The 26,467-nt window shown below is 42.3% G+C and carries 22 protein-coding genes and 1 pseudogene; 21 read left to right on the plus strand and 2 right to left on the minus strand.

What is annotated here, in order from left to right; genetic code table 11:
- Positions 1-12: 12 nt before the first annotated feature.
- The 13 genes and pseudogenes from mnmA to IEW82_RS10885 all read left to right on the plus strand — a co-directional run.
- Positions 13-1,134 carry a tRNA 2-thiouridine(34) synthase MnmA gene (gene mnmA, locus IEW82_RS10825; RefSeq protein WP_268237355.1) on the plus strand — a complete coding sequence of 374 codons (1,122 nt, stop codon included), beginning with the start codon at positions 13-15 and terminating at the stop codon, positions 1,132-1,134.
- A 774-nt stretch (positions 1,135-1,908) separates the two neighbouring features.
- Positions 1,909-2,574, plus strand: coding sequence for a tetratricopeptide repeat protein (locus tag IEW82_RS10830; protein WP_188693670.1), 666 nt, complete (start codon positions 1,909-1,911; stop codon positions 2,572-2,574).
- A complete protein-coding gene (gene recD2 / locus IEW82_RS10835) occupies positions 2,571-4,898 on the plus strand; it encodes an SF1B family DNA helicase RecD2 (RefSeq protein ID WP_188693675.1) in 2,328 nt (775 codons plus the stop codon). The genes IEW82_RS10830 and recD2 overlap by 4 nt, the downstream gene beginning before the upstream one ends.
- A 44-nt stretch (positions 4,899-4,942) precedes the next feature.
- Positions 4,943-5,128, plus strand: a complete 186-nt coding sequence (locus IEW82_RS10840; protein ID WP_188693677.1) for a YrzR-like zinc ribbon domain — start codon at positions 4,943-4,945, stop codon at positions 5,126-5,128.
- 989 nt (positions 5,129-6,117) lie between these two features.
- Entirely contained in the window at positions 6,118-7,203 is a 1,086-nt protein-coding gene (locus IEW82_RS10845; RefSeq protein ID WP_188693680.1) for an AI-2E family transporter, read from the plus strand.
- A gap of 341 nt (positions 7,204-7,544) precedes the next feature.
- Positions 7,545-10,181 (plus strand): alanine--tRNA ligase, encoded by a 2,637-nt coding sequence (alaS, locus tag IEW82_RS10850; RefSeq protein WP_188693683.1) that lies wholly within the window; start codon positions 7,545-7,547, stop codon positions 10,179-10,181.
- Positions 10,182-10,208: 27 nt separating this feature from the next.
- A complete protein-coding gene (locus tag IEW82_RS10855; protein WP_188693688.1) occupies positions 10,209-10,472 on the plus strand; it encodes an IreB family regulatory phosphoprotein in 264 nt (87 codons plus the stop codon).
- Positions 10,469-10,903, plus strand: a complete 435-nt coding sequence (gene ruvX, locus IEW82_RS10860; protein WP_188693691.1) for a Holliday junction resolvase RuvX — start codon at positions 10,469-10,471, stop codon at positions 10,901-10,903. The genes IEW82_RS10855 and ruvX overlap by 4 nt, the downstream gene beginning before the upstream one ends.
- Positions 10,900-11,193 (plus strand): DUF1292 domain-containing protein, encoded by a 294-nt coding sequence (locus IEW82_RS10865; protein WP_188693694.1) that lies wholly within the window; start codon positions 10,900-10,902, stop codon positions 11,191-11,193. The genes ruvX and IEW82_RS10865 overlap by 4 nt, the downstream gene beginning before the upstream one ends.
- A 239-nt stretch (positions 11,194-11,432) precedes the next feature.
- Complete coding sequence (mltG, locus tag IEW82_RS10870) at positions 11,433-12,572, plus strand: endolytic transglycosylase MltG (RefSeq protein WP_188693696.1); 1,140 nt, start codon at positions 11,433-11,435, stop codon at positions 12,570-12,572.
- Between the two features lie 148 nt (positions 12,573-12,720).
- Positions 12,721-13,371, plus strand: coding sequence for a uridine kinase (gene udk / locus IEW82_RS10875; protein ID WP_188693699.1), 651 nt, complete (start codon positions 12,721-12,723; stop codon positions 13,369-13,371).
- Positions 13,372-13,421: 50 nt separating this feature from the next.
- The gene (greA, locus tag IEW82_RS10880) at positions 13,422-13,898 is read left to right on the plus strand and encodes a transcription elongation factor GreA (RefSeq protein ID WP_188693703.1); all 477 of its coding nucleotides are present in this window, start codon (positions 13,422-13,424) and stop codon (positions 13,896-13,898) included.
- A 336-nt stretch (positions 13,899-14,234) separates the two neighbouring features.
- Positions 14,235-14,450: pseudogene (locus IEW82_RS10885) on the plus strand (transposase); the annotation flags it as partial.
- Here IEW82_RS10885 and IEW82_RS10890 read toward each other — a convergent pair.
- Entirely contained in the window at positions 14,388-14,591 is a 204-nt protein-coding gene (locus tag IEW82_RS10890; RefSeq protein ID WP_188693842.1) for a hypothetical protein, read from the minus strand. The pseudogene IEW82_RS10885 and the gene IEW82_RS10890 overlap by 63 nt on opposite strands.
- A 606-nt stretch (positions 14,592-15,197) precedes the next feature.
- Between IEW82_RS10890 and IEW82_RS10895 the strand changes: the two genes are divergently transcribed.
- On the plus strand, positions 15,198-16,958 hold the full coding sequence (locus IEW82_RS10895) for a peptidoglycan D,D-transpeptidase FtsI family protein (RefSeq protein ID WP_188693706.1): 1,761 nt from the start codon (positions 15,198-15,200) through the stop codon (positions 16,956-16,958).
- Between the two features lie 10 nt (positions 16,959-16,968).
- Here IEW82_RS10895 and IEW82_RS10900 read toward each other — a convergent pair whose 3' ends face one another.
- Positions 16,969-17,208, minus strand: coding sequence for a KTSC domain-containing protein (locus IEW82_RS10900; protein ID WP_188693709.1), 240 nt, complete (start codon positions 17,206-17,208; stop codon positions 16,969-16,971).
- A gap of 214 nt (positions 17,209-17,422) precedes the next feature.
- Here IEW82_RS10900 and IEW82_RS10905 point away from each other — a divergent pair, with 214 nt between their 5' ends.
- The 7 genes from IEW82_RS10905 (at position 17,423) to IEW82_RS10935 (ending at position 26,462) form a co-directional block, all read left to right on the plus strand.
- Positions 17,423-18,076, plus strand: coding sequence for a YrrS family protein (locus tag IEW82_RS10905; protein ID WP_188693711.1), 654 nt, complete (start codon positions 17,423-17,425; stop codon positions 18,074-18,076).
- An 833-nt stretch (positions 18,077-18,909) separates the two neighbouring features.
- Positions 18,910-19,602 carry a 5'-methylthioadenosine/S-adenosylhomocysteine nucleosidase gene (gene mtnN, locus IEW82_RS10910; protein WP_188693714.1) on the plus strand — a complete coding sequence of 231 codons (693 nt, stop codon included), beginning with the start codon at positions 18,910-18,912 and terminating at the stop codon, positions 19,600-19,602.
- 3 nt (positions 19,603-19,605) lie between these two features.
- Entirely contained in the window at positions 19,606-20,073 is a 468-nt protein-coding gene (locus tag IEW82_RS10915; RefSeq protein WP_188693717.1) for an S-ribosylhomocysteine lyase, read from the plus strand.
- A gap of 6 nt (positions 20,074-20,079) precedes the next feature.
- Complete coding sequence (locus IEW82_RS10920) at positions 20,080-21,006, plus strand: PLP-dependent cysteine synthase family protein (protein WP_188693720.1); 927 nt, start codon at positions 20,080-20,082, stop codon at positions 21,004-21,006.
- A 1-nt stretch (position 21,007) separates the two neighbouring features.
- On the plus strand, positions 21,008-22,144 hold the full coding sequence (locus IEW82_RS10925; RefSeq protein ID WP_188693723.1) for a bifunctional cystathionine gamma-lyase/homocysteine desulfhydrase: 1,137 nt from the start codon (positions 21,008-21,010) through the stop codon (positions 22,142-22,144).
- 85 nt (positions 22,145-22,229) lie between these two features.
- On the plus strand, positions 22,230-22,466 hold the full coding sequence (locus IEW82_RS10930; protein ID WP_188693726.1) for a YrhC family protein: 237 nt from the start codon (positions 22,230-22,232) through the stop codon (positions 22,464-22,466).
- A gap of 1,179 nt (positions 22,467-23,645) precedes the next feature.
- Positions 23,646-26,462, plus strand: coding sequence for a 2-oxoglutarate dehydrogenase E1 component (locus IEW82_RS10935; RefSeq protein ID WP_188693729.1), 2,817 nt, complete (start codon positions 23,646-23,648; stop codon positions 26,460-26,462).
- Positions 26,463-26,467 lie beyond the last annotated feature (5 nt).

Here is a 26,467-nt window from a genome sequence, read left to right on the forward strand (position 1 = left end):
GAGGTGTTTTCCGTGAAATCAAAAGCAGAGACACGTGTTATTGTTGGGATGTCAGGTGGGGTCGACTCATCTGTTACGGCTTTGTTGCTTAAAGAGCAGGGCTATGATGTTGTCGGTATTTTTATGAAAAACTGGGATGATACCGATGAAAACGGCGTTTGTACTGCTACTGAGGATTATGAGGATGTTGCCCGTGTTGCCGGACAGCTCGGCATTCCCTATTATGCTGTGAATTTTGAAAAACAATATTGGGATAAAGTTTTTTCTTATTTCCTAGATGAATATAAAGCCGGACGAACACCTAACCCGGATGTCATGTGTAATAAAGAGATCAAATTTAAAGCCTTTTTAGACCATGCATTGGCATTAGGTGCGGATTATGTGGCAACAGGTCATTATGCACGGGTCGATCGTGTGAATGGACAAGTCAAAATGCTCAGAGGCGTGGATCGTGGAAAAGATCAAACGTACTTTTTAAACCAATTGACGAAGGAACAGCTTTCTCATGTGATGTTTCCTTTGGGTGGACTACAAAAATCTGAGGTGCGTGACATTGCGCGCAAACATCAATTGGCCACAGCAAACAAAAAGGACAGCACGGGGATTTGTTTTATTGGTGAACGCAATTTCAAGGAATTTTTAAGCCACTATTTGCCCGCGCAAAGTGGTGATATCCTGACGATTGATGGCGAATATAAAGGCCGTCATGAAGGGTTGATGTATTATACCAATGGACAACGTCAAGGGCTGGGCATTGGCGGACCTGGTGGACCGTGGTTTGTGTGTGGAAAGGATTTGAAGGAAAATATCCTTTATGTCGCTCCAGACAATCATCCTGTTCTATTTTCTGATGGATTATCCGCTGAAAAAACCAATTGGATCAATGGCGCACCTACTGAGGAGGCCTTTAAATGCACGGCGAAATTCCGTTACAGACAGCCTGATCAACCGGTAACTGTGTATATTGAAGAAAATGGCCGTCTCACTGTTATGTTCGATGAGCCGCAAAAGGCGATTACTCCAGGTCAAGCCGTCGTTTTTTACGATGGAGAGGTTTGTCTAGGTGGTGCCACTATAGCAACCATTTATCAAAAAATCTATCACGAAAAATTAGATTTTGTTGCCGCAAAATAGGGGCTGAAAACAGAAGTATTCCGCTCATAGAGGAGTCGAACGCATAGAATTTGTCCATGCGTTCGGCTTTTTTTATACTATTAGAAATTATAATTTCGCTGCTGCTCTCAAAGGAAGAGAGTATAAATGTAACTTTGGCTTTCACCATCTAAGGCTTGCGGGCACCCTAAGAGTGTGATTTGCAAAAATCATATCAGGAGTACCAGCGAAGAGGTGTAAGCCAAGTTTCTAAAAAGATCAGAAAGTATAAAATTTCTGATCATGAGGACGGTGCGGATTTCCACTCCAGGCAGCTCGCTTTCCGCGGGGAAGTGGTAAGTCTCCTCGCGCTGCACGCTGCTAAGGTCTTATCGGTCTCCCACTTCCCGCAGGACTCTCGTATCGCATCATGAGTCAGCGGCGCTCGAGGAACATACGATTTTAGAGTGTTCCGAATCTCGCGTGCCTTCTAATCCAATCCGCTGGGTGAGTCATTTTTCAGTGGTCCGCAGCGTTTGGGAACATATTGTGCCTGAAATGTTCCGAATCCTCGAGTTTCCCAAATTATGGTTTTATTGTGACAAAGGGGAGGTATAAATGAACCAAACTCCCCTCAAATGGCTACTACATTGCCTATTCCTTTAGCCTATGAAGGGATAGGCATTGTTGTCTATTTTTTCTTTTAATGCTTTGTCTAACGCAAGTGCTAGTGGGAAATTACTGCTCTTCTATTTCCAGCTGCTTCTTATTTTTGATATACTTATCAGAGATTTAGGGTAACACGGAGGGATCCAAATGGAGGATTGGAATCAGATTGGAATAAACTATTTAAATGAAAAAAAGTATGAAGAAGCCATGCGTGCTTTTGACCGAGCTATTCAGGATCATCCACAGGATCCGCTTGGATATATTAATTTTGGAACGGTACTTACGATGATTGGCGAATTGGAGCGCTCCTTGAATTTTTTTGAAAAGGCGATTAGCCTGAAGGCAAACTATCCGTCTGCCCACTATGGTTATGGTGGGGCACTCTATGAGCTAGAGCGTTATAATGAGGCGATTGTGGAGTTTAAAAAGGCTGAACAACAGGGACTTAATCAGGCGGATCTTCACTTCATGCTTGGGATGTCCTATGTAAATGTTGGCCAGTTGATGATGGCGCTTGTCCATTTGCAAACAGCTGTCGAATTAAATGAAGATGATGTTGAGGCCCGTTTTCAATATGCTTTATGCTTGGCTAAACTTAATCATATTGATATGGCCCTAGAGCAATTGAATCGCATTATTGAGCAAAAGCCAAACCACCCGGACGCCTATTATAATATGGGAGTCGCCTTCGGGATGAAGGGACAAAGCGTTGAGGCAAAAGCAGCCTTTGAAAAAGCATTAGCTTTGCAGGAGGATCATCTCTTAGCTATTAACGGTCTCAAACAGTTGAGTAAAAAGGAACAAGGATCATGACAAATGAAACGCTAGATCTGTTTTCTGAAGAAAAAAAATATGTCAAAGGAACGCCTCACCACATTGTGTTTCGCAATGACGATAATGCGTATACCGTTCTGAGGATTCGAGTTCAAGAAACCAATGAAGCGATTGAATCTAAAGATATTGCGATTTTTGGTTACTTTCCAGTGATCCACCTCCATGAAAGTTATCAATTCTTTGGACAGCTAAAAAAACACCCCAAGTATGGCCAGCAATATGAAGTCACGCAATTTAGGAAGCTTCTTCCCCAATCCAAGGATGGTGTCGTTCAGTACCTCTCTGGTGAGTTATTCCCCGGCATAGGACAAACGACAGCTGAACGTATCGTTGCGCACTTGGGAGAGAATGCCATCTCGAAGATTTTAAACCAACCGGAAGTGTTAAGCGAGGTGCCAAAACTTCAAGAGGACAAGGCCTTACAAATCGCTGAAACACTACTCGCGCACGAAGGGTTAGAAAAGGTGCTTATTGCACTTTCAGATTATGGGTTTGGTACGCAATTATCCACCAAAATTTATCAAACTTATGGGAATGAAGCCATCAGTATGATAGAAAGCAATCCCTATCAACTTGTGCAGGATATAGAAGGCGTTGGCTTTCAACGTGCCGATGAATTGGGCCGGCGGCTTGGTCTGATAGGGGATCATCCAGAGCGTATCCAGGCCGGCTGCTTGTATTGGCTGAACGAAAAGGCGATGAATGAAGGCCATGTGTATATGCCCTTTGAAGAAGTTATAGCAGGGGTTCAAGCGTTATTAACCATGAGTAAGGCCGAGGAAGTGAGCACGGAATCTATTGAAAAAGAAATCAATATACTAGAAGAAGAAGGCTTATTGATTGTAGAAGGGGAGCATGTCTACCTTCCCTCCCTCTATTTTGCTGAAAAAGGCATCGTTACAAGTATAAAAAAGTTGTCGGAACAAACTGATTTTGAAAGTGAGTTTTCTGAAAGTGAATTTCTTGAAGCACTAGGCGAGTTGGAAGAGCGCTTAAGCATTCAATATGCGCCTTCTCAAAAAGAAGCCATTCAAAAAGCGATTCAATCCCCGCTCATGCTTCTGACAGGGGGACCTGGTACAGGAAAAACCACTGTTATTAAGGGAATTGTTGAGATCTTTGCTGAACTCCGTGGTCTTTCCTTAAATGAGAAGGAGTATAATCAAGACAACCCTTATCCGTTTATCTTAGCAGCACCAACAGGGCGGGCAGCAAAGCGTATGAGCGAATCAACAGGCCTTCCTGCTGTTACGATTCACCGGCTGCTTGGCTGGCGAGGTGGAAGTGGTTTTGATCATGATGAAGAGCATCCTATTGAAGGAAAGCTGTTGATTATTGATGAAATGTCCATGGTTGATCTTTGGCTTGCTAATCAATTGTTTAAATCCTTGCCGCTTCCTATGCAAGTCATCATTGTTGGTGATGAGGATCAGCTGCCTTCGGTTGGCCCCGGGCAGGTGCTAAATGATTTCTTACACTCTGAAGTGATTCCAACGGTCCGTTTAACGGATATTTATCGGCAGTCCGAGGATTCATCTATCATAGAGCTTGCTCACGAAATAAAAAAGGGTCAAGTCCCAAAAGAGCTTGCCAAACCTACAGGAGACCGTAGCTTTTTTAGCTGTCATCAAAATCAAATTGTAGATGTCGTTAGTCAGGTTTGCCAAAACGCTGTAAAAAAGGGCTATACACCTATGGACATTCAGGTATTAGCGCCTATTTATAGAGGAAATGCGGGCATTGATGCGATGAATCAAGCACTGCAAGAGCTCTTGAATCCAGAAAGTGAACAAAAACGGACATTGACGTTTGGGGACAAGCTGTATCGGACAGGAGATAAGGTTCTACAGCTTGTCAACAACCCCGATCAAGGTGTTTTTAATGGCGATATTGGTGAAGTGGTTGCCATCTTCAGAGCTAAGGAAACGACAGACAAAGAAGATCAGCTTGTTGTTTCTTTTGATGGGAAAGAGATCACTTATTTAAAACGGGATTTGCATCAGATCACTTTGGCGTACTGCTGTTCAATTCACAAATCCCAAGGCAGTGAATTCCCGATTGTTGTGTTGCCCATCGTAAAAGGCTATCATCGAATGCTCAGGCGCAATCTTATCTATACGGCCATCACGCGTAGTAAGTCATTTCTCATTTTATGTGGGGATGAACAGGCGTTCGCTTATTCTATTCAACAAACCGACAGCGGTACAAGGCATTCGGCACTAAAGGATAAGCTTGTTGAGCGACTCCAATCAGTGGATGACGATTGGGAGGATGTCTTTATGTCTGAAGAAGGTGACGTATAACCTTTTGAAATTTGGACAAGATGCAATTAGAGGTGAAAAATTGTATGCACTGTCCAAATTGTAAAAATAAAAATTTAGGGAAAATTGGTGTGAATCAGTTCTATTGTTGGGATTGTTTCATAGAATTAACACTCACCAATGGGCGCTTATCTCTAAACCAAGTGGAAGAGGACGGAAGTTTGACAACACTTGATGATTTATTCGAGGATCAAGAGCTTAACCTAGGTTAAAAAATATAAAGTGACAAAGAGGCTGAGACAGAAGTCTTCAGCTCATAGAGGATCCGAACGCATCCACAATTTTGAAGGGATGCGTTCGGATTTTTAAGTGAGTCGTGAAGCGCTCCGTCAAACTACTCGCTTTCTGCGGTCCCCTCCTCAGGCCCGCATCAGGCGCTAGCTTTGGCGTTCGACGCACCACCGGGGTCCCCGAAAAGCGCTTTTTACTTTTTGGGGTGTATGGATGTGATGTTTTTAGTCGAGGTGCCTTAATGGATGTGACACACTTAGCCGAAGTGCCTTGAAGAATGTAAGGCACCTAGACAACCCTTTTTAAGGGCTCCAACTATTTATGACTAAAAATCATCTGTTCCTGCGTCTACTCGTATCGCTTCGTTGTCAGCTTCCTCGGAACCACTCGAAGTTTATTCGTGAAGTAACGCTGGCCCCGTTCCTGCAGGAGTCTCCGTATTTTAACCACGCATTTGTTTTCCTTAGCTTCTTTAAAAATCTTATCGTTCGGTATGAATGTGATCTCTTTTCGTTTTAGCCCCCCTCTTTAATACTAATAGAATGTATAACTTCGCTGACGCTCATAAGTGTAACTTTTGCCTTCGCCCTCTAAGGCTTGCAGCCAACCTTAATGTGTGGTTTGGAAAAACACATCAGGGGTACCCAAAGGGTGCAACCTTAATGTGTGATTTGGAAAAACACATCAGGGGTGCCCAAAGGGTGCAACCTTAATGTGTGGTTTGGAAAAACACATCAGGGGTGCCCAAAGGGTGCAACCTTAATGCGTGATTTGGAAAAACACATCAGGGGTGCCCAAAGGGTGCAACCTTAATGCGTGATTAGGGAAATCACATCAGGCTGTGCTGAATGGAGCGGTGAAGTAGAAGCCAAGTTTTCTAATGTAAAACATTTATAGGCATTAGAATAGCAATTTTGCTGTTTTATCATAACAGTGCAGCTTCTGAGGCAGACTATGCATTGGAGGGGTCATGATGAAAAAATGGACGACTTTGGATTGGATGAAAAAATTAGCCGTTTTAATTCTCATTTTCTTAAACTGCTGGTTTCTCTTAAAGTTATTTCCCTATATTCTGCATGGATTTGATTATCTCATAAGAATTTTAGCACCATTTCTGATCGCGTGTTTGATCGCCTATCTGCTACATCCCTTAATTGAGGGTTTACATAAGCAAGGCTTGCCGAGACCACTAGCTATTTTAGTGATCTATCTTTTGTTTTTTGGTGCGGTGATCTTTGCCTGTATAAAAGGAGCACCGATCGTGATAGAAGAGCTAAAAAGCTTTGCAAAACAAGGTCCGCATCTTCAAGAAATGTATAAGGATAATGTCAATCATATTTATTACGCTACTTCTGATTTTCCCGAAACGCTTCATGATCACTTTGATCGTATTCTTGGTTCATTAGAAAATGGTTTAAATCAGCTTGTGAAGCGCATTATCTTATGGATACAAGGTCTGTTTAAATCCATTTTTACCATTTTGCTCATTCCGTTTATTGTCTTTTATTTATTAAAGGATTTTGCAGGAGTGAAAAATTGGTTAAATCGCCATGTGCCAACTCGATTTAGGGATTCTGGACGAGTGCTCGCGACAGAGATTGATGAATCTTTAGGCAGTTATATCAGAGGGCAGTTACTCGTCTGTCTTGTTGTCGCCATTGTCTCTATTATCGGATTATGGATCTTGCATATTCCTTATGCCCTTCTATTGGGCATTTTCATAGGAATTACCGACATTATTCCCTACTTTGGCCCTGTGATTGGCGCTGTGCCCGCTTTGCTTGTGGCGGTGACGCTGTCTATGAAAAAAGTCATCTTTGTCTTGTTATTAATATTGATTGTACAATTCCTAGAAGGGAATATTTTTAGTCCGTTAATCGTTGGGAAAAGTGTGCATATTCACCCGATCTTTATCATGCTCGCATTAGTTATAGGCGGAGATATAGCAGGGGTTGTTGGCATGCTGATTGCTGTGCCCATCTTTGTGATTCTTCGTGTTTTTATCATCCACTTTATGAAATATCGAAAAAAAATTGACAATCAACAGGAGACATGACTATAATCTGTGTATAAGATATGACTGTTAACGATAAATAGCGTCAATACGGTGAAGGAGTTAATCATTGATCCGACCCTGACAGAAAAGGATTCCAAGGCTGAGAGAATCCAGGTGTAACGATTGGTGAGTGCCACTCTTGAAGTGCAATTAATACCTGCCGGGGACACCCGTTATCATGTAGCTGAAGGTGATAAACCATTTCTTTAGTGGGAAATGCGTTTATAACTAGGGTGGTATCGCGTGAGATTATAGCTCTCGTCCCTGCTTGGGATGGGGGCTTTTTGCATTATAACGCCTAGACTGATCGACTCGTTAACGCTTAGAAGGAGGAAGTATGCATGAAAAGGTTAAGTTCAAAACAAGTGCGGCAAATGTTTCTAGATTTTTTTAAAGAGAAGGGCCACCGTGTTGAGCCAAGTGCCTCTCTTATTCCTCATGAAGATCCAACCCTGCTTTGGATCAATAGTGGTGTGGCTACATTAAAAAAGTATTTTGATGGACGGGTGGTCCCAGAAAATCCTAGAATCGTTAATGCCCAAAAAGCGATTCGCACTAATGATATTGAAAATGTAGGATACACTGCAAGGCACCACACCTTCTTTGAAATGTTGGGGAATTTCTCAATTGGTGATTATTTTAAAGAGGAAGCTATCACATGGGCCTGGGAATTTTTAACCAGTGACAAATGGATTGGTTTTGAACCTGAACGCTTATCAGTGACGATTCATCCAGAGGACGATGAGGCATTTGAGTTATGGCATAAAAGGATTGGTCTTCCTAAAGAGCGCATTATACGCTTAGAGGAAAACTTTTGGGACATTGGTGAGGGGCCAAGTGGACCGAATACGGAGATTTTCTATGATCGAGGCGAAGCTTATGGCAATAATCCCGATGATCCGGAGCTTTACCCGGGTGGAGAAAATGAGCGCTATCTTGAAGTGTGGAATCTCGTGTTTTCGCAGTTTAACCACAATCCAGATGGGAGCTATACACCACTTCCAAAGAAAAACATTGATACGGGAATGGGCCTTGAGCGTATGGTCTCGATTATTCAAGAGGCTAAGACCAATTTTGATACGGACTTATTCATCCCATTGATCAAGCGCATTGAAGAGATCAGTGGTGAACAGTATGGAAAGTCTACTGAAAAGGATATCGCCTTTAAAGTGATTGCTGACCATGTGCGGGCGGTCTCCTTTGCCGTTTCTGACGGTGCCTTGCCCTCGAATGAAGGTCGTGGCTATGTTCTAAGACGCCTTATCCGCCGAGCCGTCCGCTTTGCGATGGAGCTCAATATAGAAAAGCCCTTTATGTACGAGCTTGTACCGCTAATTTCTGAGATTATGGGTGAATTTTATGATGTGCTTGAAAGCAAAACGGGTCTTGTTCAGAAGATCATTCGTACGGAAGAGGAACGCTTTCATGAAACACTCCATGACGGCTTAGCGATATTGGAGAATGTGATTGAAAAGGCAGCAGCGGCTGGAGAAACGGTGATTGCCGGTGCAGATGTGTTTAAGCTATATGATACCTTCGGCTTCCCAGTTGAGTTGACAGAGGAATATGCCGAAAAAGCTGGTTTAGTTATCGATCATGACGGCTTTGAAAAGGAATTGGCAGCTCAGCGGGAAAGAGCGAGACAGGCCCGGCAAACAACAGATTCTATGCAGGTACAGGATGATACGCTGCGCGATATCACGGTGGCCAGTGATTTTGTGGGCTACTCTGAGCATGAAGTGTCTTCAACGGTTTCAGTCATTGTCAAAGGCAATGACCTTGTCGATTTCGCTCAGACAGGTGATGAGATCAAAGTGATTTTAGACGTCACCCCTTTTTATGCGGAAAGCGGTGGACAAATTGCTGATAAAGGCATGCTGACGAATCAAGACACCGAGCTGCTTGTTCAAGAGGTCAAAAAGGCACCTAACGGTCAGCATTTGCACACTGTTCTTGTAAATAAAGGTCATGTCAAAAAAGGCGATGTCTTTGTTGCAACCGTCCAATCTGAACGCAGAGCGGACACAGAAAAGAATCATACCGCTACTCATCTCCTGCATCAAGCTTTGAAAGATGTTCTTGGCACGCACGTCAATCAAGCAGGGTCCTTAGTCGCTCCAGAAAGACTTCGATTTGACTTTACTCATTTTGACAAAGTCAATGATGAGGAGCTTGCTCGAGTTGAAGAGATTGTCAATCAAAAGATATGGGCCAAGCTGCCTGTTAACATTTTTCAAAAAAATATTGCTGAAGCGAAAGCGATGGGGGCAATGGCGCTATTTGGTGAAAAATACGGCGACATCGTTCGGGTCGTTCAAATCGGGGATTACAGCTTGGAGCTTTGTGGCGGTTGCCATGTGGCGAATACGTCTGAAATCGGCTTGTTTAAAATCGTAGCGGAAGCAGGAATCGGTGCAGGCACGCGTCGTATTGAAGCTGTAACAGGGAAAGCAGCCTTTACATTGCTCAATGAGCGTCTCAAGGATCTTCAGCATATCGCTTCCTTGTTAAAAACGACGATTGACGGTATTCCCGATCGAATTGAAGGATTATCTCAGCAAATTCATCAATTGGAAAAGGAAAAAGAGTCCTTAACAGCGAAATTAGGTAATACAGAGCTCAACGACATCAAACAGTCTATTAAAAAGATAGAAGGTGTTTCGGTTGTCGCGCGTAAAATTGAGGGTCAAGATATGAATGGATTGCGTGCCATGGTTGATAAAATTAAAGAGCAGCTGCAGTCCGTTGTGGTTGTGCTGGCTTCTGTTAGTGGCGAAAAGGTCAATATTGCCAGCGGGGTGACGGATGATCTCGTTAAAAAAGGCTATCATGCAGGTAAGTTAGTGAAGGAAGTTGCGACACGTTGTGGTGGCGGTGGCGGTGGACGCCCAGATATGGCACAAGCTGGTGGTAAGAATCCCCAAGCGCTTGACAATGCGCTTCATTATGTAGAACAATGGGTGTCAGAGCAGTCCTAATTATTCCAAGATGAGGGGGGACCCGAAATGGACAAAACAATGCAATTTAAATTCTTTGATGAACCTGATCGCAATGATGTCAAAGATGTCTTATTAAAGGTTCATCAAGCTTTACAGGATAAGGGATATAATCCGATCAATCAAATCGTTGGTTATTTATTGTCAGGTGATCCAGCTTATATTCCCCGCCATCAGGATGCTCGTAATCTCATTCGTAAAATTGAACGCGATGAGATTATTGAAGAGCTAGTGACGACTTATTTAGAGAAGCATCGCGAGGAAGATCTATGAGAGTGATGGGGCTCGATTACGGAACGAAAACCGTAGGCATTGCGATCAGTGATGCACTAGGGCTGACAGCTCAAGGTATTGAAACCATTCATTATGAGCAGCATAAGAGACATGTGCTTTATAATCGAATTGGTGAATTGGCTGAGGCCTATGACGTCTCTCGTTTTGTTGTCGGACTTCCAAAAAATATGAATGGCACCATTGGTGAACGTGGAGAGGCTTGCCAACACTTTGCGAAACAAATAAGTGAGCGCTTTGGCAAGCCCGTTGAGATGTATGACGAACGCTTGACAACCATGGCTGCCGAGAGAATATTAATCGAGGCGGATGTCAGTCGTAAAAAGAGAAAAAAGGTCATTGATAAAGCCGCTGCTGTATTAATTTTGCAAGGGTATTTAGATCGTAATGGAAATGGAGTGTCGCTAGAATGACGCATACACATGATGAAGATCAAGAGCGTATCATAATTCCAGACGAAGAGGGTGAAGAGCATCTCTTTGATATTCTCTTTACCTTTGATGTTGACGAAACTGGAAAATCCTATATGGTTGTTCAGCCTGTAGAATCCTCTGAAGAGGATGAGGAGGATGAGGCCGAGGTATTCGGTTTCAGATATGAAGATGTCGACGGCGAATTCAATCTTTACCCGATTGAAACGGACGAGGAATGGGACATTGTTGAGGAAATGTTAAATACCTTTGCTGACAATGAAGACCTTTAGACGAATATAAATTTACAGATAGACACAAGGCTCCCTTATTCGGGGAGCTTTTTGGTTGCCTTGCTTATACGTTTTGGAGTGCAGATGTCTTTTTTTAGGTGCTACCTTTTATACCCTGGCAATGGGAATGATAAAGGAAGGAAAGAAAAAAGACGAAAATTGTAATATTCTCTCAAGATTCCTCGACTTTTTACTATCTTATAGTATAATGGATTAGGAAATTGAAAGGGGCGTTCTTATTGGGAGAATCACAAGACCAATTCAACAAGCTAAAGGAGCGGGCGAATGAAGCGCAGCTTGTGAGAAAAATTGTCTTTATCATCGTCATCGCGCTCGCGATTATTATTATAGGCGGCATCACTTTCATTTTTTATTATATTCATCATTCTTTAGCCCCAGTGAGTTCTTCTAGTGATAAAAAAATTGTCGTTGCGATTCCAAGTGGAACTTCGGTTGAGGGAATTGGAGATCTGCTAGAATCCAAAGGACTTATTCATAGTAGTCCAGTTTTTCGCTATTATGCTAAATATAAAAATCAAACCGATTTTAAAGCGGGAATCTACCAGTTTTCTCCCTCAATGTCTGTTAAGGATGTCATTCAGAAAATGGAGAATGGCGATGTCGACCGTCAAGCAGCACTAACTGTTGTGATACCAGAAGGCTTTACCGTTTCCCAAATTACAGAGCGGATTGCTAAAAAAACGGGGATGAGTACTAAAGCAATCCATGACAAGCTGACAAATCGCGATTATATTAAGACGCATTACATGAAGAAATATCCTTTCTTAAAGGATGCCATTTTAGATAAAAAGATTAAATCACCATTGGAAGGCTATCTGTTCCCTGCGACATATGGCTATGATAAGAAAAAGCCGAATTTGGATACCATCATTGATAAAATGTTGGATAAGACCCAGACGATATTGAATAAATATCAAAAACAGATCAATACTAATTCTTTAGGTTCGGTGCATAAGATTCTAACCATGGCATCTATCGTAGAACGAGAAGCAAGTCAGCCAGAGGATCGTCAAAAGGTAGCGGGAGTGTTTTATAACCGCATCAATAAAGGCATGCCTTTACAGAGTGATATCACGGTGCTATACGCCTTAGGAAGCTCAAAACAGAAGGTAACCTACAAGGATACAGAAGTGAGCTCACCATATAACACATATCATCAAAAGGGCTTGCCAATTGGCCCGATCAATAACCCGAGTGAGGCTTCCATCAGTGCTGTTCTGAATCCAGCAGATATTTCAGATTTGTATTTTTATGCGCGGCCAAATGGCAAAATTATTTATACTAAAACACTTGCAGAACACGATAAAGTGGTGAATAAGTATAAGCATGAATGGGATAACGTCAAAAAAGAGGAGTAGCGTTTGCTCCTCTTTTCCCTGTATAATCTGTATAAATTGAAGTCACATACAAGATGAGGCGGTAATCATAGTGCAGGTTTTGATTGTCATTTTCGGATGATTCGACGCATTTAAAAGCACAAGCATTTGTAAGAAGGGATTAAATCGCATGTCAAAAAAGCCAATTATTATAGGAGTTGCCGGTGGCTCTGGATCTGGGAAAACCACTGTAGCTAATGAGATCTCAAGGAGCTTTCCCAATCAATCTATTGCTTTAATTGAACAAGATGCTTATTATAAAGCACATGATGAGAAATCGATGGAGGAGCGGCAGAAAATCAATTATGACCATCCACTTGCTTTTGATCATGATCTATTAATCGAGCATTTAATTAAGCTAAAGAATTTTGAACCTATTGAAAAGCCAGTATATGACTATACAGTTCACACGAGATCTGATAAAATAATCCCTATCGAACCAAAAGATGTCATCATTTTAGAAGGCATTCTCATATTAGAGGATGAGCGATTGCGTGACCTGATGGACATTAAGGTGTATGTGGATACCGATTCGGATCTTCGCATTATTCGTCGATTGATAAGGGATACGAGTGATCGCGGACGAACAATGGATTCTGTTATTGATCAGTACATCACAGTAGTACGTCCAATGCATAATCAATTTATTGAACCGACAAAGCGCTATGCAGATATCATTATTCCTGAAGGTGGACAGAATGTTGTTGCCATTGATTTGATGGTGACAAAAATCCGTTCCATTTTGGAAGGAATTAATGACAAGTCTATAGAAGTAAATTAGTCAAACGCTTACTATAAGTTGTGTTGATAATAAAGAGGGAGTGTGTCACTTTGGTCGAGGAAAAGAAACATTATATGACAGCTGAAGGAAAAGAAAAGTTAGAAAAGGAACTGGATTATCTTAAAGTTGAACGGAGAAAAGAAGTTGTTGAACGGATAAAGGTTGCGCGTAGCTTTGGTGACTTGTCTGAGAACTCTGAGTACGATGCGGCTAAGGACGAACAAGCCTTTGTTGAATCGCGCATTCAGCAATTAGAACAAATGATCCGCAATAGCGTCATCATTGAAGAGGATGCTTCTAATCCTGATGTCGTTGGCATTGGGAAATCAGTCACGTTCCAAGAGCTACCTGATGGTGATATGGAAACCTATAAAATTGTTGGTAGTGCGGAATCCGATCCTTTTGAAGGTAAAATCTCCAACGATTCACCGATGGCTAAAAGCCTCATTGGTCGTAGCATTGGTGAAGAAGTCACGGTCCCAACACCAGGAGGAGACCTGCTCGTTAAAATCGTTGAGGTCAACTAAATGATACAAAAAAGCATCGCCAAGCGGCGATGCTTTTTTAAAAGGATCAGAAACCACCGTGGCTTCACATTCGCGTCGCCATCCTCTACCATGAAACTTTTGATAAGCGTGTATGTCTTCGCTCAGTATTGACAAGACGCTATAGGTTCTACTAGATGAAAGACGTTTGTTTTCATACAAAAGCCTAGATTAGTTATAGAAATTCCTAAAACACAGTAAAAAGGCTTATCTATCAAGTGCTTTATTCTGAATTTCAACGCATCAACTAAATGAAAAAAATCCGTCTCTGATAAGGTTAAAACATCGACGAAATAACCATCAGAAAGGCTTCTTATAATGGCTTCTTTACCGCAAATAACGCTTGATTTCACTCGTAGAATTAAATTGTCAAATGATAGAGGTTCACTCTCCTCTGATACCGGCGAGTTCTTATTTCGAGAATTTGACGAAAAAGTGGGTTTCTCCCAACCTTTGATTCAATACCTAAAACTAAAGGATGAAAGGCGTTACTTTGCTCATGCGAATGAACAGCTGATTCACCAAAAACTCTATTAAATGATCGCCGGGTATTCCGAAGATGACGCGGCTGATCAATCTAGAGGGATAAAAGACGATGCCAATCCAAACGATACGGACAAAGATGATTAAAGTCGCTAGTAAATTAGTGAAATCCGGGCGATCTTTGTCCTTCAAATGACCTTCCAGCTTCGTGTATCAAGCATTTTTTTGGGAAATACTACAGCGCATCCAAAGGATAAAACTCGAGTGATTGGAGCGGAAGGTGCGAGGCTCCAACGGGAACAGCACGTGTCCGAAGATCCACTTAGGAAAACAGATCGTCCATTCCCAAGTGAGCTGAGGCCGTGCCCGTGGAAAGCGAGCATCCTGGAGCGGAAATCACCTACCCATGCTATACCCAATTTCAGCATTTATTTTCGCGCCAAGGGAGAAGTATGCCTAAAAACAGATAACTTTTTAGTTCGCGATCCTTTTATTGCTTCATCGCAGTGACTTTCTTAATATGCTTCCTAATATAGTTTGGTCTTGAACTGAAATCTCGTTTTTCTTTGAAGTATGAATAAATCAGGAAAAAGTATAAAATTTCTGATCACGAAGGGCGGTGCCCGTTTCCACTCCAGGTTAAGGAGATCAACAGCCGAGCTGGCAGCGTGCCATTATAAGTTCTCACTAGGTGCTGTTTTCTTTTCAGGATATATACTGTAACGGTTCGTCTTTCTCCATTTCCCTTGTTTATAGTGATATCGATCGGTCAACACTAGAGGCAAGGTGGTGGGAGTGATGCGAAATCGACGCATAATGTTTATAGGTATTGCCATCTTGCTCATTTTTGCAGGGTTTATTTGCCGGTTGGCACAAATTCAACTTTTTGCTACCACATCATTTTCAAGAGCACATGTCAATCTAATCACGCAAAGCATTACCCAGCGGACAAGTCAATTTGTTATTAATAATGGGCGTGGCATTTTGCTTGATCGAACGGGGAAGGTCAAATTAAATGATGTAGAACAACCCGCATTGGTCTTATTTCCTTTTCTGAAAAATAGAAAATGGCCAGTAGAAAAGTTGGCTCGAATTATTAACGTTCCAGCGGCTGATATGACTTCAGCCATTAAGCGTGCTAAAGAGGCCTTTGTTTTTAGGGGGCAATCTTTAAAGCTGACCAAAGAGCAAATGAAACAGATTAACCAGCTTCATATCGTAGGTGTTCAGGCCTTAAAAGTGAGACAACCGTCAAAGGAGTGGTCGGATTCCTATGTCCTTGGGACAACAAAGGAAAATCCAACGGCGATTCAAAAGCTTTATCCAGATTTATTGAAGAATGGTAATGTGACAACGCAGACACCAATTGGTGTTTTAGGGATGGAAAAGGCTTTTGATCCGTTTCTTTTATCAAAGAATGAAACTAAGCTGCTGTATCATACTAGCGCTTCAGGTGAGCCCTTGTTCGATAATAGTGTGCGGGTGTCATCAAAAGCAAATACTGAATATTATCCTTTAAAGGTCAAAACAACGCTCGATACGGCGATTCAAAAGCTCGCCGAGCAAGCCGCTGCTAAGCATGGGCTGAAAAAAGGCGGTGTGGTGATCTTAGATGCTGTGACCAGTGACTTGTTAAGCATGGTAAGCCTGCCACAAATGGATGCTCACCATCCTTTTGCTAATGGCAATCAAATGCTGAAGGCTCAATACCCTGGTTCTGTTTTTAAAATAGTGACAGCGGCGGCCGCGATTCAAAATAATCTAGTGAACGATGAGGAAACATTTAATTGTAATTTGAACCCTTATGGAACAGGACAAGGTGAGCGCCAGCTTGGTGCATTGAATTTTGAAGATAGCTTTGCTCAAAGCTGTAATTATACATTTGCTACCCTTGCAAATCGCCTGATGGAAACCGATGATCAAACACTCACACGCTTCGGTAAGGCATTAGGCCTAACGGATAAGGTTGGCTGGACGGATGACGTGTTCCGTTTGCAGAACTTTCAACAGTTTCCTGATGAAGAAAGCAATGTGATTTGGGCAAAAGGAGCCGATCACCATGATTCAAAAGCTATCGCTCAAACGGCTATCGGTCAGCTTAATGTTCGGCTTACACCGTTGTCTGTTGCCAATATGATGGCAACCATTAGTCGTGGCGGTGAGAAACAAAGTGTCAGATCAGCGACAGAGGTCGATTATAATCAGCCAAGTGGTGTAAAGCTGACAACCTTTCCTAAGGAAGGGTTGGGGGATAGCAGGCTAGAGTCTTATACCATATTAAGGTTACAAGCTCTGCTTCGTGATGTTGTTAAGGACAAGAAGGGCACCGGACATGCTTTAGCTGATGCGTCCTATCCAGTTGCAGGAAAATCTGGAACAGCAGAGACGGATAAGGGACATACAAATGAATGGTTTGCCGGTTACTTCCCGGCTGATGATCCAAAATATGCTATGGTTGTTGTCAATCTTGATCATCATCCGGGAGATCATAAAACCTATGAAATCTATCATGATCTTGTCGACGACCTTCACCAACTCGATGAAGCGCGGCATTCATAGTGGGTCTATGCTAATATTGTTGGACTGCATCTACTCGATCAGTCCTTTTTTTCATGATCGTTTCTTTTAAATAAGCTTCTTTATTTTCTGTAATTAGCCAATAAAAAATCACTTTTTCTGGAACGCTAGAAAAATAAGCTGTTTCACCATTATCAAAATAGACAGTGAGCGTTTCAGTCAGTGGATTGTAGGCGATGGTATCAAAGGTTTCAAGATGGGATAGGGTACGATCAAAATGAATTTTTGGCATATAAGAGAGTCTCCTTTAGTCTTGCGATATTGATTGGCAGCTAAACTCGTCATTTCTAGTGTCCTTTTGACAGTCCAACAGCCTATGTTCTATCTCTATTCGACAGTCTTACCTTTTATTCATTCAATTTTTGACGAGAGGACAGGATAACTTTTTATACTACGAATAGTGTATTGGTGGTACAATCTATAGAGGGAAGTAAAAAGGAGGATGGATGATGGCTAAAGAAGACAAATCCTTTTCTTCACGCTCTTCAAGGAGACAAAAGTCAAGCTTTGATCGCTTTCTCAATTGGGCTATCGGCATTGTGGTTGCGCTGATTGTAGTGATAGGTGGATATTTACTCATAAATATTTTAAATTCCCCATCTGATACAGCGAGCACGCAAAATGCAACAACAAAAAGTGAGGAAAAGCATAAGACAGCTGGAGAAAATTCAAGTAAAGATAAATCGGATAAAGATAATACACAAGCAACAGATGATCAGAATCAAGGAGATGACTCACAAGTATCAGATGATGATTCAACAACGTCTGATGACAGTGATTCGACAACTGATGAGGATGCGAAAAATGGTCCGGCTTTAACAGGACCATGGAAGCCAATAGGAACGTCACAAAGTGAACCTCATACAACGAATTATGATCAGGGATCTGTCGATTGGAATGAACGGGTTAAAGCGATGTCGATAGCCACTGGGATTTCTGAAGGGGATATGGTCGTCGTCTGGCTGGGCAATGGTGGTGCCCCAGATAAATCATTGGGTAAGGTTCATGCGAAAGGTTCAAATACAACCTATGATGTTTTATTACAATGGGTGAAAAATAAAGGATGGAAGCCTCTGAGCGTAGACGAAGAGGGTTCATAACTTCCCAGAGAAAAGACTGAGCATGCGCGTGCTCAGTCTTTTTAAAAGATCAGAAAGTATAAAATTTCTGATCATGAGGACGGTGCGGATTTCCGCTTCAGGCCGCTCGCTTTCCGCGGGGGAGTGGTAAGCCTTCTCGCGCCTTCGCACTGCAAAGGTCTTACCGATCTCCCACTTCCCGCTGGAGCCTGAGCGTCTTGCGCTCCATTCCACTTGACCAGGCAACGAAGCCTCTTTCATATTGGATGATGCACTATACCAAGCAAGGACCGGGCATGCTTTTCGCCCGGTTTTTCTAAATATAAAATTTTGAAAGGGAATGCTGCTCGTTTCTGTTCCTCTTAACTTAAGCGGTGAAGGGGTATCGTGAGAGCCAAGGTGGATCCCTTTCAAAATAATAAATGGCCACTGCTACGAGTAAATAGCCCTTATTTAACCTTGGCTTTCGCTAGTAAGGCTTGGCAATAAGCCGAGGTTTCTAATTAAAATGTTTTTCTCCATTAGCCCCTGCGGTTGGGAGCAGTGACTTGCTTGCTGGTGAGTGGAGATATATGGTACAGTGAAAACACTAAATCTTATTAAACCTAGTGATTAACTAATAGATTAATCGTTCGCTGATTAAATAAGGAAACTAGGCAGACTGACAGGAGTGTGCTAGAATCTGGGATAGGGCAAGTGCTCACCGATTTAAGGAAGCCACACTGAACATGTATGTGACTTGAACAAGAAGTTATCGTGAAGAATACCCTATTAATGGAATAGTAACTACTGGTGAGGTGAAAAGTGTTCTTCGATCATCTTACTTTAAAACATAGAGGCAAGGAGTTAAGCGTATGAAGGTAGGCATTATTGGTGCAATGGATGAAGAAGTGACGTTGCTGAAACAATCAATTGAAGGACTAGAGACGGGGGAGCAAGCGGGCTGCGTCTTTTATACAGGAAAGATAGATGACCAAGATGTCGTCGTCCTCCAATCTGGCATTGGCAAGGTGAATGCCGCGATGGCCACAACACTATTAATTAACACTTATCACCCTGATGTCATTATTAATACGGGGTCAGCAGGAGGATTTAATACCGCACTTAACGTAGGAGATATTGTCATATCCACAGAGGTTGTTCACCATGATGTGGATGTCACTGCCTTTGATTATACCCTCGGTCAGGTACCAGGAATGCCAGCGACCTTCAAAGCAGATCCCGGATTAATGGCAATCGCCGAGCAAGCGGCTAAACAGATTGGCGGGGTTCAGATTGTTAAAGGCTGGATTGCAACGGGTGACTCCTTTCTTTCAGATCCCGAACGTGTCATGGCAATAAAGGCACATTTTCCTGAATTACAATGCGGAGAGATGGAAGCTGCAGCGATTGCTCAAGTGAGCTATCAATTTAATGTTCCTTTTGTTATTATCCGTTCCCTTTCAGATATTGCTGGTAAGCATGCAGATATCACCTTTGATAAATTTTTGGAAACAGCTGCAACTAATTCTGCGAGTCTCATATTATTTATGCTAAAGGAGCTGTGAATCATGCCGAAAAAAATGAATGTTGAAAGCTTTAATTTGGACCATACAAAGGTCAAAGCCCCCTATGTACGTCTTGTTGGCGTTACTGAAGGCAGTCATGGAGACAAAATTTATAAATACGACATTCGCTTTTGTCAGCCAAATCAAGAGCATATGGATATGCCTGGTCTTCACTCTATTGAGCATTTGATGGCAGAAAATATTCGCAATCACATGGATGGGGTCATTGACATTGGTCCAATGGGATGCCAAACAGGCTTTTATCTTTCTATTTTAAATAATGAAAGCTACGATGAAGCGCTTGAGGCATTAGAAAAGACCTTAAATGATGTCTTAGAGGCGAATGAAGTGCCTGCTTGTAATCCTGTACAGTGTGGATGGGCCGCCAATCATAGTTTAGAAGGGGCAAAACAGATCGCACGTACCATGCTTGCCAGTAAAGATGAATGGCGTCAAGTCTTTGCGGAGTAGATGTGAATGAGGCGTTTTAATACTATTCATGAGGTCATAGGTCATACCCCACTTGTAGAAGTGACGGCGTTCCCCCTTCCCGAGGGGGTTCGTTTATTAGCAAAGCTTGAATATCTTAATCCAGGCGGCAGTATCAAGGACCGCTTAGGGCAAGAGCTCGTTCAGGCTGCGCTCAATTCTGGTGAACTGTCTGAAGGTGGAACGATTATAGAACCTACAGCGGGCAATACTGGAATTGGAATTGCGTTAGCGGCGATCGGGAAGCCTATCCATGTTATCTTTTGTGTGCCAGAAAAATTTAGCCTAGAAAAACAAGCCCTTATACAGGCTTTAGGAGCAGAAATCGTTCATACGCCAAGTTCAGAGGGAATGCAGGGGGCTATTCATAAGGCACAGGAGTTATTAAAACAAATTCCTAATAGCTATTCACCTGCGCAATTTTCTAATCCGGCCAATCCCAGAGCCTATTATAAAACCCTTGGGCCTGAGATCTGGCAGGATACGGATGGGCTAGTGACAACTTTTATAGCAGGCGCAGGCACTGGTGGCACATTTATGGGAACCGCAGAATATTTGAAAGAGCAAAATCGAGAAATCAAGACCATGATTGTTGAACCCGAAGGCTCCATACTGAATGGCGGGGAGCCAGGCTCACATGAAACCGAGGGAATAGGTATGGAATTTATTCCGCTGTACCTTAAAACAGAGTATTTCGATAAGATTTATACAATTTCAGATCAAGAGGCTTTTGAAATGGTCAGGCTGTTGGGCAAAAAAGAGGGAATGCTTGTTGGAAGTTCATCGGGCGCAGCCTGTTGTGCAGCGTTAAAGGAAGCCCAAAAGGCAAAATCAGGTGAAGTCATTGTCACCGTTTTTCCAGACGGCAGTGACCGCTATTTGAGCAAAGACATCTATCGCATTGGAGGACATTAATATGAAGAAAAGAACTCAATTGATACATGCCGGGATTTCCGAAGATGAGCAGACGGGAGCGGTCGTTGTTCCTATCTACCAAACAAGCACTTATAAGCAAGAGGAGATTGGAAAGCATAAGGGCTATGAATATTCACGGACGGGGAATCCAACCCGGCATGCTCTTGAAGTATTGATTAAAGATTTGGAAAATGGTTATGCTGGGTTTGCATTTGGCTCTGGCATGGCTGCTATATCATCAGTGATGATGCTGTTTCAATCCGGGGACCATATTGTCATGACCGATGATGTATATGGTGGCACGTACCGTGTCATATCTAAGGTGCTCAATCAATTTGGTCTTTCTGTTACATTTGTCGATACTAGCGATGAACAAGCGGTTGAACAGGCGATTCAAGCCAATACAAAAGCTATTTATGTCGAAACCCCAACGAATCCTTTATTAAAAATTACAGATATAACAGCTATCAGTGAAATGGTGCATAAACATGATCTCTTACTCATCGTTGATAATACATTTAATACGCCTTATTGGCAGCGACCGTTAGATTTAGGAGCGGATATCGTCCTGCACAGTGCGACAAAGTATATTAGTGGCCATAGTGATGTGGTCGCAGGTCTTGCTGTCGTCTGCAATGAAAGCTTAGCTGAAAGACTTCATTTTATTCAAAACTCTGTAGGAGCAATTCTGGGACCCCAGGATTCTTTTTTACTCCTCAGAGGAATAAGAACCCTCGGCATAAGAATGGAAGCGCATGAAGGCAATGCAGGCCGCATAGCTGACTATTTAACAAAGCATCCTCAGGTATCACGAGTCTATTATCCAGGGTTAGCGACGCATCAAGGGCATGCGATTGCCAAAAAACAAGCCGAAGGATTTGGTGGAATGATCTCCTTTGATGTCGGCAGTGCATCGAAAGCTGATCAAGTGCTGAAGAAAATTAATTACTTTACGCTCGCAGAAAGCTTAGGAGCCGTTGAAAGCTTAACATCGGTTCCAGCTCGAATGACTCATGCTTCTATTCCGAAAGAACGACGTGAGGCATTGGGGATTACTGACGGTCTGATCCGCATCTCAGTAGGTATTGAAGATGTAGATGACTTGATCGCTGATCTGGAGGCTGCATTACAAGATTAAACTGGAAAAACTACGCCTGATTAGCAACAATTACAAGCGAAATTAAGCATCCGTCCATGTTATGATAGTGATGGAGGGATACTATATGACCGATCGTGAAAAGAATGCTCTCAAACTCAAAGTTGTCGATTTTAGGCGTTTTGGTTTTATCTTTTTATTCTTAGGAGCTTTTTTATTTATGGGCTCTGTTCTTCCCTTTGAAAACAAAACGATTATAAAAGCAGATATTTTAGTAGGCGCAAGCCTCTTGATGTTGTTGATATCCATATTGTTTTTATGGCGCATGAAGAGGGCAGCTAAACAATATGATGAGCAGATATAGACTACCGTTGGTGACTACTAGCGGTAGTTTATTTTAAAAGATTAGAAACCTGATTTATTCATCCTTCAAAGAAAAACGAGATTTCAGTTCAAGATCAAATTATATTAGGAATAATATTGAGAAAGTCACTGCGATGAAGCAATAAAATGATCGTGTACTAAAAAGTTATCTGTTTTTGGGCATACTTTTCCCTTGGCGCGAAAATAAATGTTGAAATTGGGTATAGCATGGGTAGGTGATTTCCGCTCCAGGATGCTCGCTTACCACGGGCACGGCCTCAGCTCACTTGGGAATGGACGATCTGTTTTCCTGAGTGGATCTTCGGACACGTGCTGTTCCCGTTGGAGTCTCGCACCTTTTCCTCCCTCCACTTGTTGCCTCCCGAAGCCCTTTGGATAAAAATAATTCTCTTTTTTAGCGATATAAGTAAGAGTAAGGACCGCTTGCCTAGCTTTATTTTAGAGTTCTTGAACTATCAGATTTGCCATTAAGCGCTTGTGACTGCGACTAACCATATAATCATATCAGAAGTCCTCAGCGAAGCGGTACAAGCTAAGCTCTCTAATTGTTTTAATAACACACTATACATATGCGGTTTGGCGGAATGGCAGTTAAACGATTATAAAAGACGAATAATTAAAATAATTCTATCGATTATTTGTGAAATGTTTCCATACTCATTCATTAAAGCACTGTTTCGATAAATGTGAAAAAAATGTGAGTTTATAGGGCTTTCTTCTTGGCGGAACGTTTCTATTATGCTATTAATTATGTGGGAGGGAAATTTTGTGGTTGTGATTAAAATTTCCTTTTTTCCATTGTGCGTTACTTTATCGTTATAACTTAGAGTTTTTTCAAAAAATCACATTAAAATCAAAAAGAAACTTGAGGATGCTGGTCTATTGTACTAAAATGGCTAAGGAGATGTAGAAAAATGCTTTCAAAAGAAATGAAAGCCCATAAACCTCGCCCCTGGCAGGAGCTATCTCGAGCTGTCAATAACCAGATGTCTACCTGCCCGCATGCACGGGACGACTAATGTTCAAAAAGGAGAGATTGCTTAGGGGGATGTTTTAATTTTTCAAAGTGAACCATAATAAAAATCGGTTCAATTTCATCATTTTTATCGTCATCTTATTTCATAGATACTTCGGAAAATAAAAGTTAGGAGTGTCATTCATGGCAACGGAGAATAGTGGCAGTCAATCGCCATGGCAAGACCTATATGGTCCCAATCTTGGGTATGTTCAAGATCAGTACGATATCTACCGCACAGATGCAAATGCTGTAGATCCAGAATTAAAGGCATTATTTGATGAGTGGGGAGCACCTCCATCTTATTCAGCAACGACTTCAACTGTTCAAGGTGTAGAAAATGCAAGCACTGTACCATTAGATAAGGTTGTGGCAGCGGCTAAATATGCAGATAATATTAGAATCTATGGGCATTTAGCTGCTGATATTCATGCGATTAATGGTAAAGATAAAGATACGCGAATGCTTGATGCGGCTACCTATGGATTAAGTGAAGCGGATCTTTTAGATATACCTGCAAGCGTTATTTGGAAAAATCCACCTAGTGGTGTTCATAACGCTTTAGATGTCGTTACGCATTTAAAAACCATTTATACTCAGTCGCTAACCTATGAAGTGGGTCACATTCACGACCTCGAAGAGCATAAATGGTTGACGAATAAAATTGAATCCGGACAGATTCACCCACAATTATCCAATGAGGAGCGGATTACTCTTCTTAAGCGCTTAACTGATGTTGAAGGATTAGAGCATTTTTTACACAAAACATTTGTTGGGCAAAAGCGCTTTTCTATTGAGGGTGTGGATACCCTTGTCCCCATGCTTGAACAGATCGTCAAAGATGGTGTTGAAGATGGGGCAAAAGATGTGATTGTCGGTATGGCACATAGAGGTCGTCTCAACGTGCTTGCCCATGTTTTAAACAAACCTTACAAAAAGATACTTGCCGAATTTGCTCATGCAGCGCTTGATGATGACACAGTCATCAATAAAGGATGGGCAGGGGACGTTAAATATCACCTTGGTGAGAACTGGGAGATCAAGGAAGGCGAAGAGGTTAAGGCGCGTATAACTCTTGCCAATAATCCAAGCCACCTTGAGGTTGTTGATCCTGTTGTTGAAGGCTATGCACGCTCCGCTCAAGAGGATCGCAGCATGCCTGGTCTGCCTGAGCAGAATCTTTCGAAGGCGTTTACCATCATGGTGCATGGTGATGCAGCGTTTCCAGGTGAAGGCGTTGTCCCTGAAACTTTGAATTTGAGTCAACTGCCTGGTTTTACAACAGGAGGAACGGTTCATATCATCGCGAACAACTTAATTGGTTTTACGACAGAAAGCACTGACGGACGTTCTACGCGTTATGCCAGTGACTTGGCGAAGGGCTTCGAAATTCCGATTGTTCATGTGAATGCTGATGATCCTGAAGCGTGCTTAGCAGCTGCAAACCTTGCCTATGAATATCGTAAGGTTTTCGGTAAGGATTTCCTCATTGATCTCATCGGCTATCGTCGATTCGGTCACAATGAAATGGATGATCCTTTTGTAACGCAACCGAAATTGTATGAGCTTGTCAATGCCCATGAAACGGTTCGTGCAATCTATGCCCAAAGGCTGGAAAACGAGGGAATTCTCACGGCTGAACAAGCGGAGCAATTTGTTCAAGATGTTCAGGCAAAGCTTCAAGGCATCTATGATGAGATCAAAAATAGTCATGCTACTGAAGTGCATGAAATGCTTCCTCCAGAGACAGTCACTGGATATTGGCCAACGATTGATACCTCTGTTGATGAGGACGTCTTAAAGACCATTAACAGCAATTTATTGAAATGGCCAGAAGGCTTTAACGTTTATGGAAAGTTAAATAAAATTTTGTCACGTCGTGCCTCCGCTTTTGAAGATGGCGGCAAAGTCGATTGGGGACATGCTGAAACCCTTGCTTTTGCGACAATCCTTAGAGAAGGAACGCCGATCCGTTTTACGGGTCAAGATGCACAGCGTGGCACATTCTCGCATCGGCATCTCATGTTGCATGATGAAAAGAATGGCGGTCTCTATTCACCATTACATGGGCTTCCAGAGGCCAAAGCATCTTTTGCCATTTATAATAGTCCACTTTCTGAAACAGCTGTGTTAGGCTTTGAGTATGGCTATAATGTGTTTTCTCAAGAGACATTAGTGCTTTGGGAAGCGCAATATGGTGACTTTGCGAATGTTGCTCAACCTATATTTGATCAATTTATTTCAGCCGGTCGTGCAAAATGGGGGCAAAAATCTGGTTTAGTCATGCTGCTTCCTCATGGTTATGAGGGACAAGGCGCTGAGCACTCCAGTGCAAGGCTTGAACGCTACCTTCAGCTTGCTGCCGAAGCAAACTGGACAGTGGCTAATTTATCAAGTGCCGCACAGTATTTCCATATTTTACGACGTCAAGCTGCAATGTTAGGCAAAGAAGGTATCCGGCCATTAGTGATTATGACGCCAAAGAGCTTGTTGCGTAATCAGGTGGTAGCTTCAGAAGCAAAAGCATTTACAGAAGGCCATTTTGAGACCGTCTTAGAACAACCTGCTTTAGGAAGTGATCCTGATAAGGTAGAACGCCTGATCTTAAGCAGTGGTAAAGTCAGTCTAGATCTCACAGCACAAATCAAAGAACAAGAGCAGGCAGACCTAGAAAGGGTCCATCTTGTACGTATCGAACAATTATATCCGTTCCCAGAACAAGAGCTTAAAGAGATCACTAAGAAGTTCAAAAACGTTAAAGAGCTTGTCTGGGTACAAGAAGAACCTAAAAATATGGGGGCTTGGATGTTCATTGAACCTCGGCTCCGTGCACTTGTTTCTAAGCGTGTAAATGTCAATTACGTGGGCCGTCCAGAAGCTGCGAGTCCGGCTGTTGGAGAGCCAGGTGTTCACAAGGTTGAACAGGCGCGCATTGTAACTGAAGCTTTCAAGTTAAACTAATTTTT

The sequence above is a fragment of the Pullulanibacillus camelliae genome (genome assembly GCF_014642655.1).
Classification (GTDB): domain Bacteria; phylum Bacillota; class Bacilli; order Bacillales; family Sporolactobacillaceae; genus Pullulanibacillus; species Pullulanibacillus camelliae.

Coding starts and splice junctions, on each gene's coding strand:
- recD2 (WP_188693675.1), top strand. CDS start 2,571: ATGACAAATGAAACGCTAGATCTGTTTTCTGAAGAAAAAAAATATGTC.
- IEW82_RS10900 (WP_188693709.1), bottom strand. CDS start 17,208: ATGCCAAAAATTCATTTTGATCGTACCCTATCCCATCTTGAAACCTTT.
- IEW82_RS10855 (WP_188693688.1), top strand. CDS start 10,209: ATGGACAAAACAATGCAATTTAAATTCTTTGATGAACCTGATCGCAAT.
- ruvX (WP_188693691.1), top strand. CDS start 10,469: ATGAGAGTGATGGGGCTCGATTACGGAACGAAAACCGTAGGCATTGCG.
- IEW82_RS10905 (WP_188693711.1), top strand. CDS start 17,423: ATGATGGCTAAAGAAGACAAATCCTTTTCTTCACGCTCTTCAAGGAGA.
- IEW82_RS10895 (WP_188693706.1), top strand. CDS start 15,198: ATGCGAAATCGACGCATAATGTTTATAGGTATTGCCATCTTGCTCATT.
- IEW82_RS10845 (WP_188693680.1), top strand. CDS start 6,118: ATGATGAAAAAATGGACGACTTTGGATTGGATGAAAAAATTAGCCGTT.
- IEW82_RS10930 (WP_188693726.1), top strand. CDS start 22,230: ATGACCGATCGTGAAAAGAATGCTCTCAAACTCAAAGTTGTCGATTTT.
- IEW82_RS10830 (WP_188693670.1), top strand. CDS start 1,909: ATGGAGGATTGGAATCAGATTGGAATAAACTATTTAAATGAAAAAAAG.
- mtnN (WP_188693714.1), top strand. CDS start 18,910: ATGAAGGTAGGCATTATTGGTGCAATGGATGAAGAAGTGACGTTGCTG.
- IEW82_RS10935 (WP_188693729.1), top strand. CDS start 23,646: ATGGCAACGGAGAATAGTGGCAGTCAATCGCCATGGCAAGACCTATAT.
- IEW82_RS10840 (WP_188693677.1), top strand. CDS start 4,943: ATGCACTGTCCAAATTGTAAAAATAAAAATTTAGGGAAAATTGGTGTG.
- IEW82_RS10920 (WP_188693720.1), top strand. CDS start 20,080: ATGAGGCGTTTTAATACTATTCATGAGGTCATAGGTCATACCCCACTT.
- udk (WP_188693699.1), top strand. CDS start 12,721: ATGTCAAAAAAGCCAATTATTATAGGAGTTGCCGGTGGCTCTGGATCT.
- IEW82_RS10925 (WP_188693723.1), top strand. CDS start 21,008: ATGAAGAAAAGAACTCAATTGATACATGCCGGGATTTCCGAAGATGAG.
- alaS (WP_188693683.1), top strand. CDS start 7,545: ATGAAAAGGTTAAGTTCAAAACAAGTGCGGCAAATGTTTCTAGATTTT.
- IEW82_RS10915 (WP_188693717.1), top strand. CDS start 19,606: ATGCCGAAAAAAATGAATGTTGAAAGCTTTAATTTGGACCATACAAAG.
- IEW82_RS10865 (WP_188693694.1), top strand. CDS start 10,900: ATGACGCATACACATGATGAAGATCAAGAGCGTATCATAATTCCAGAC.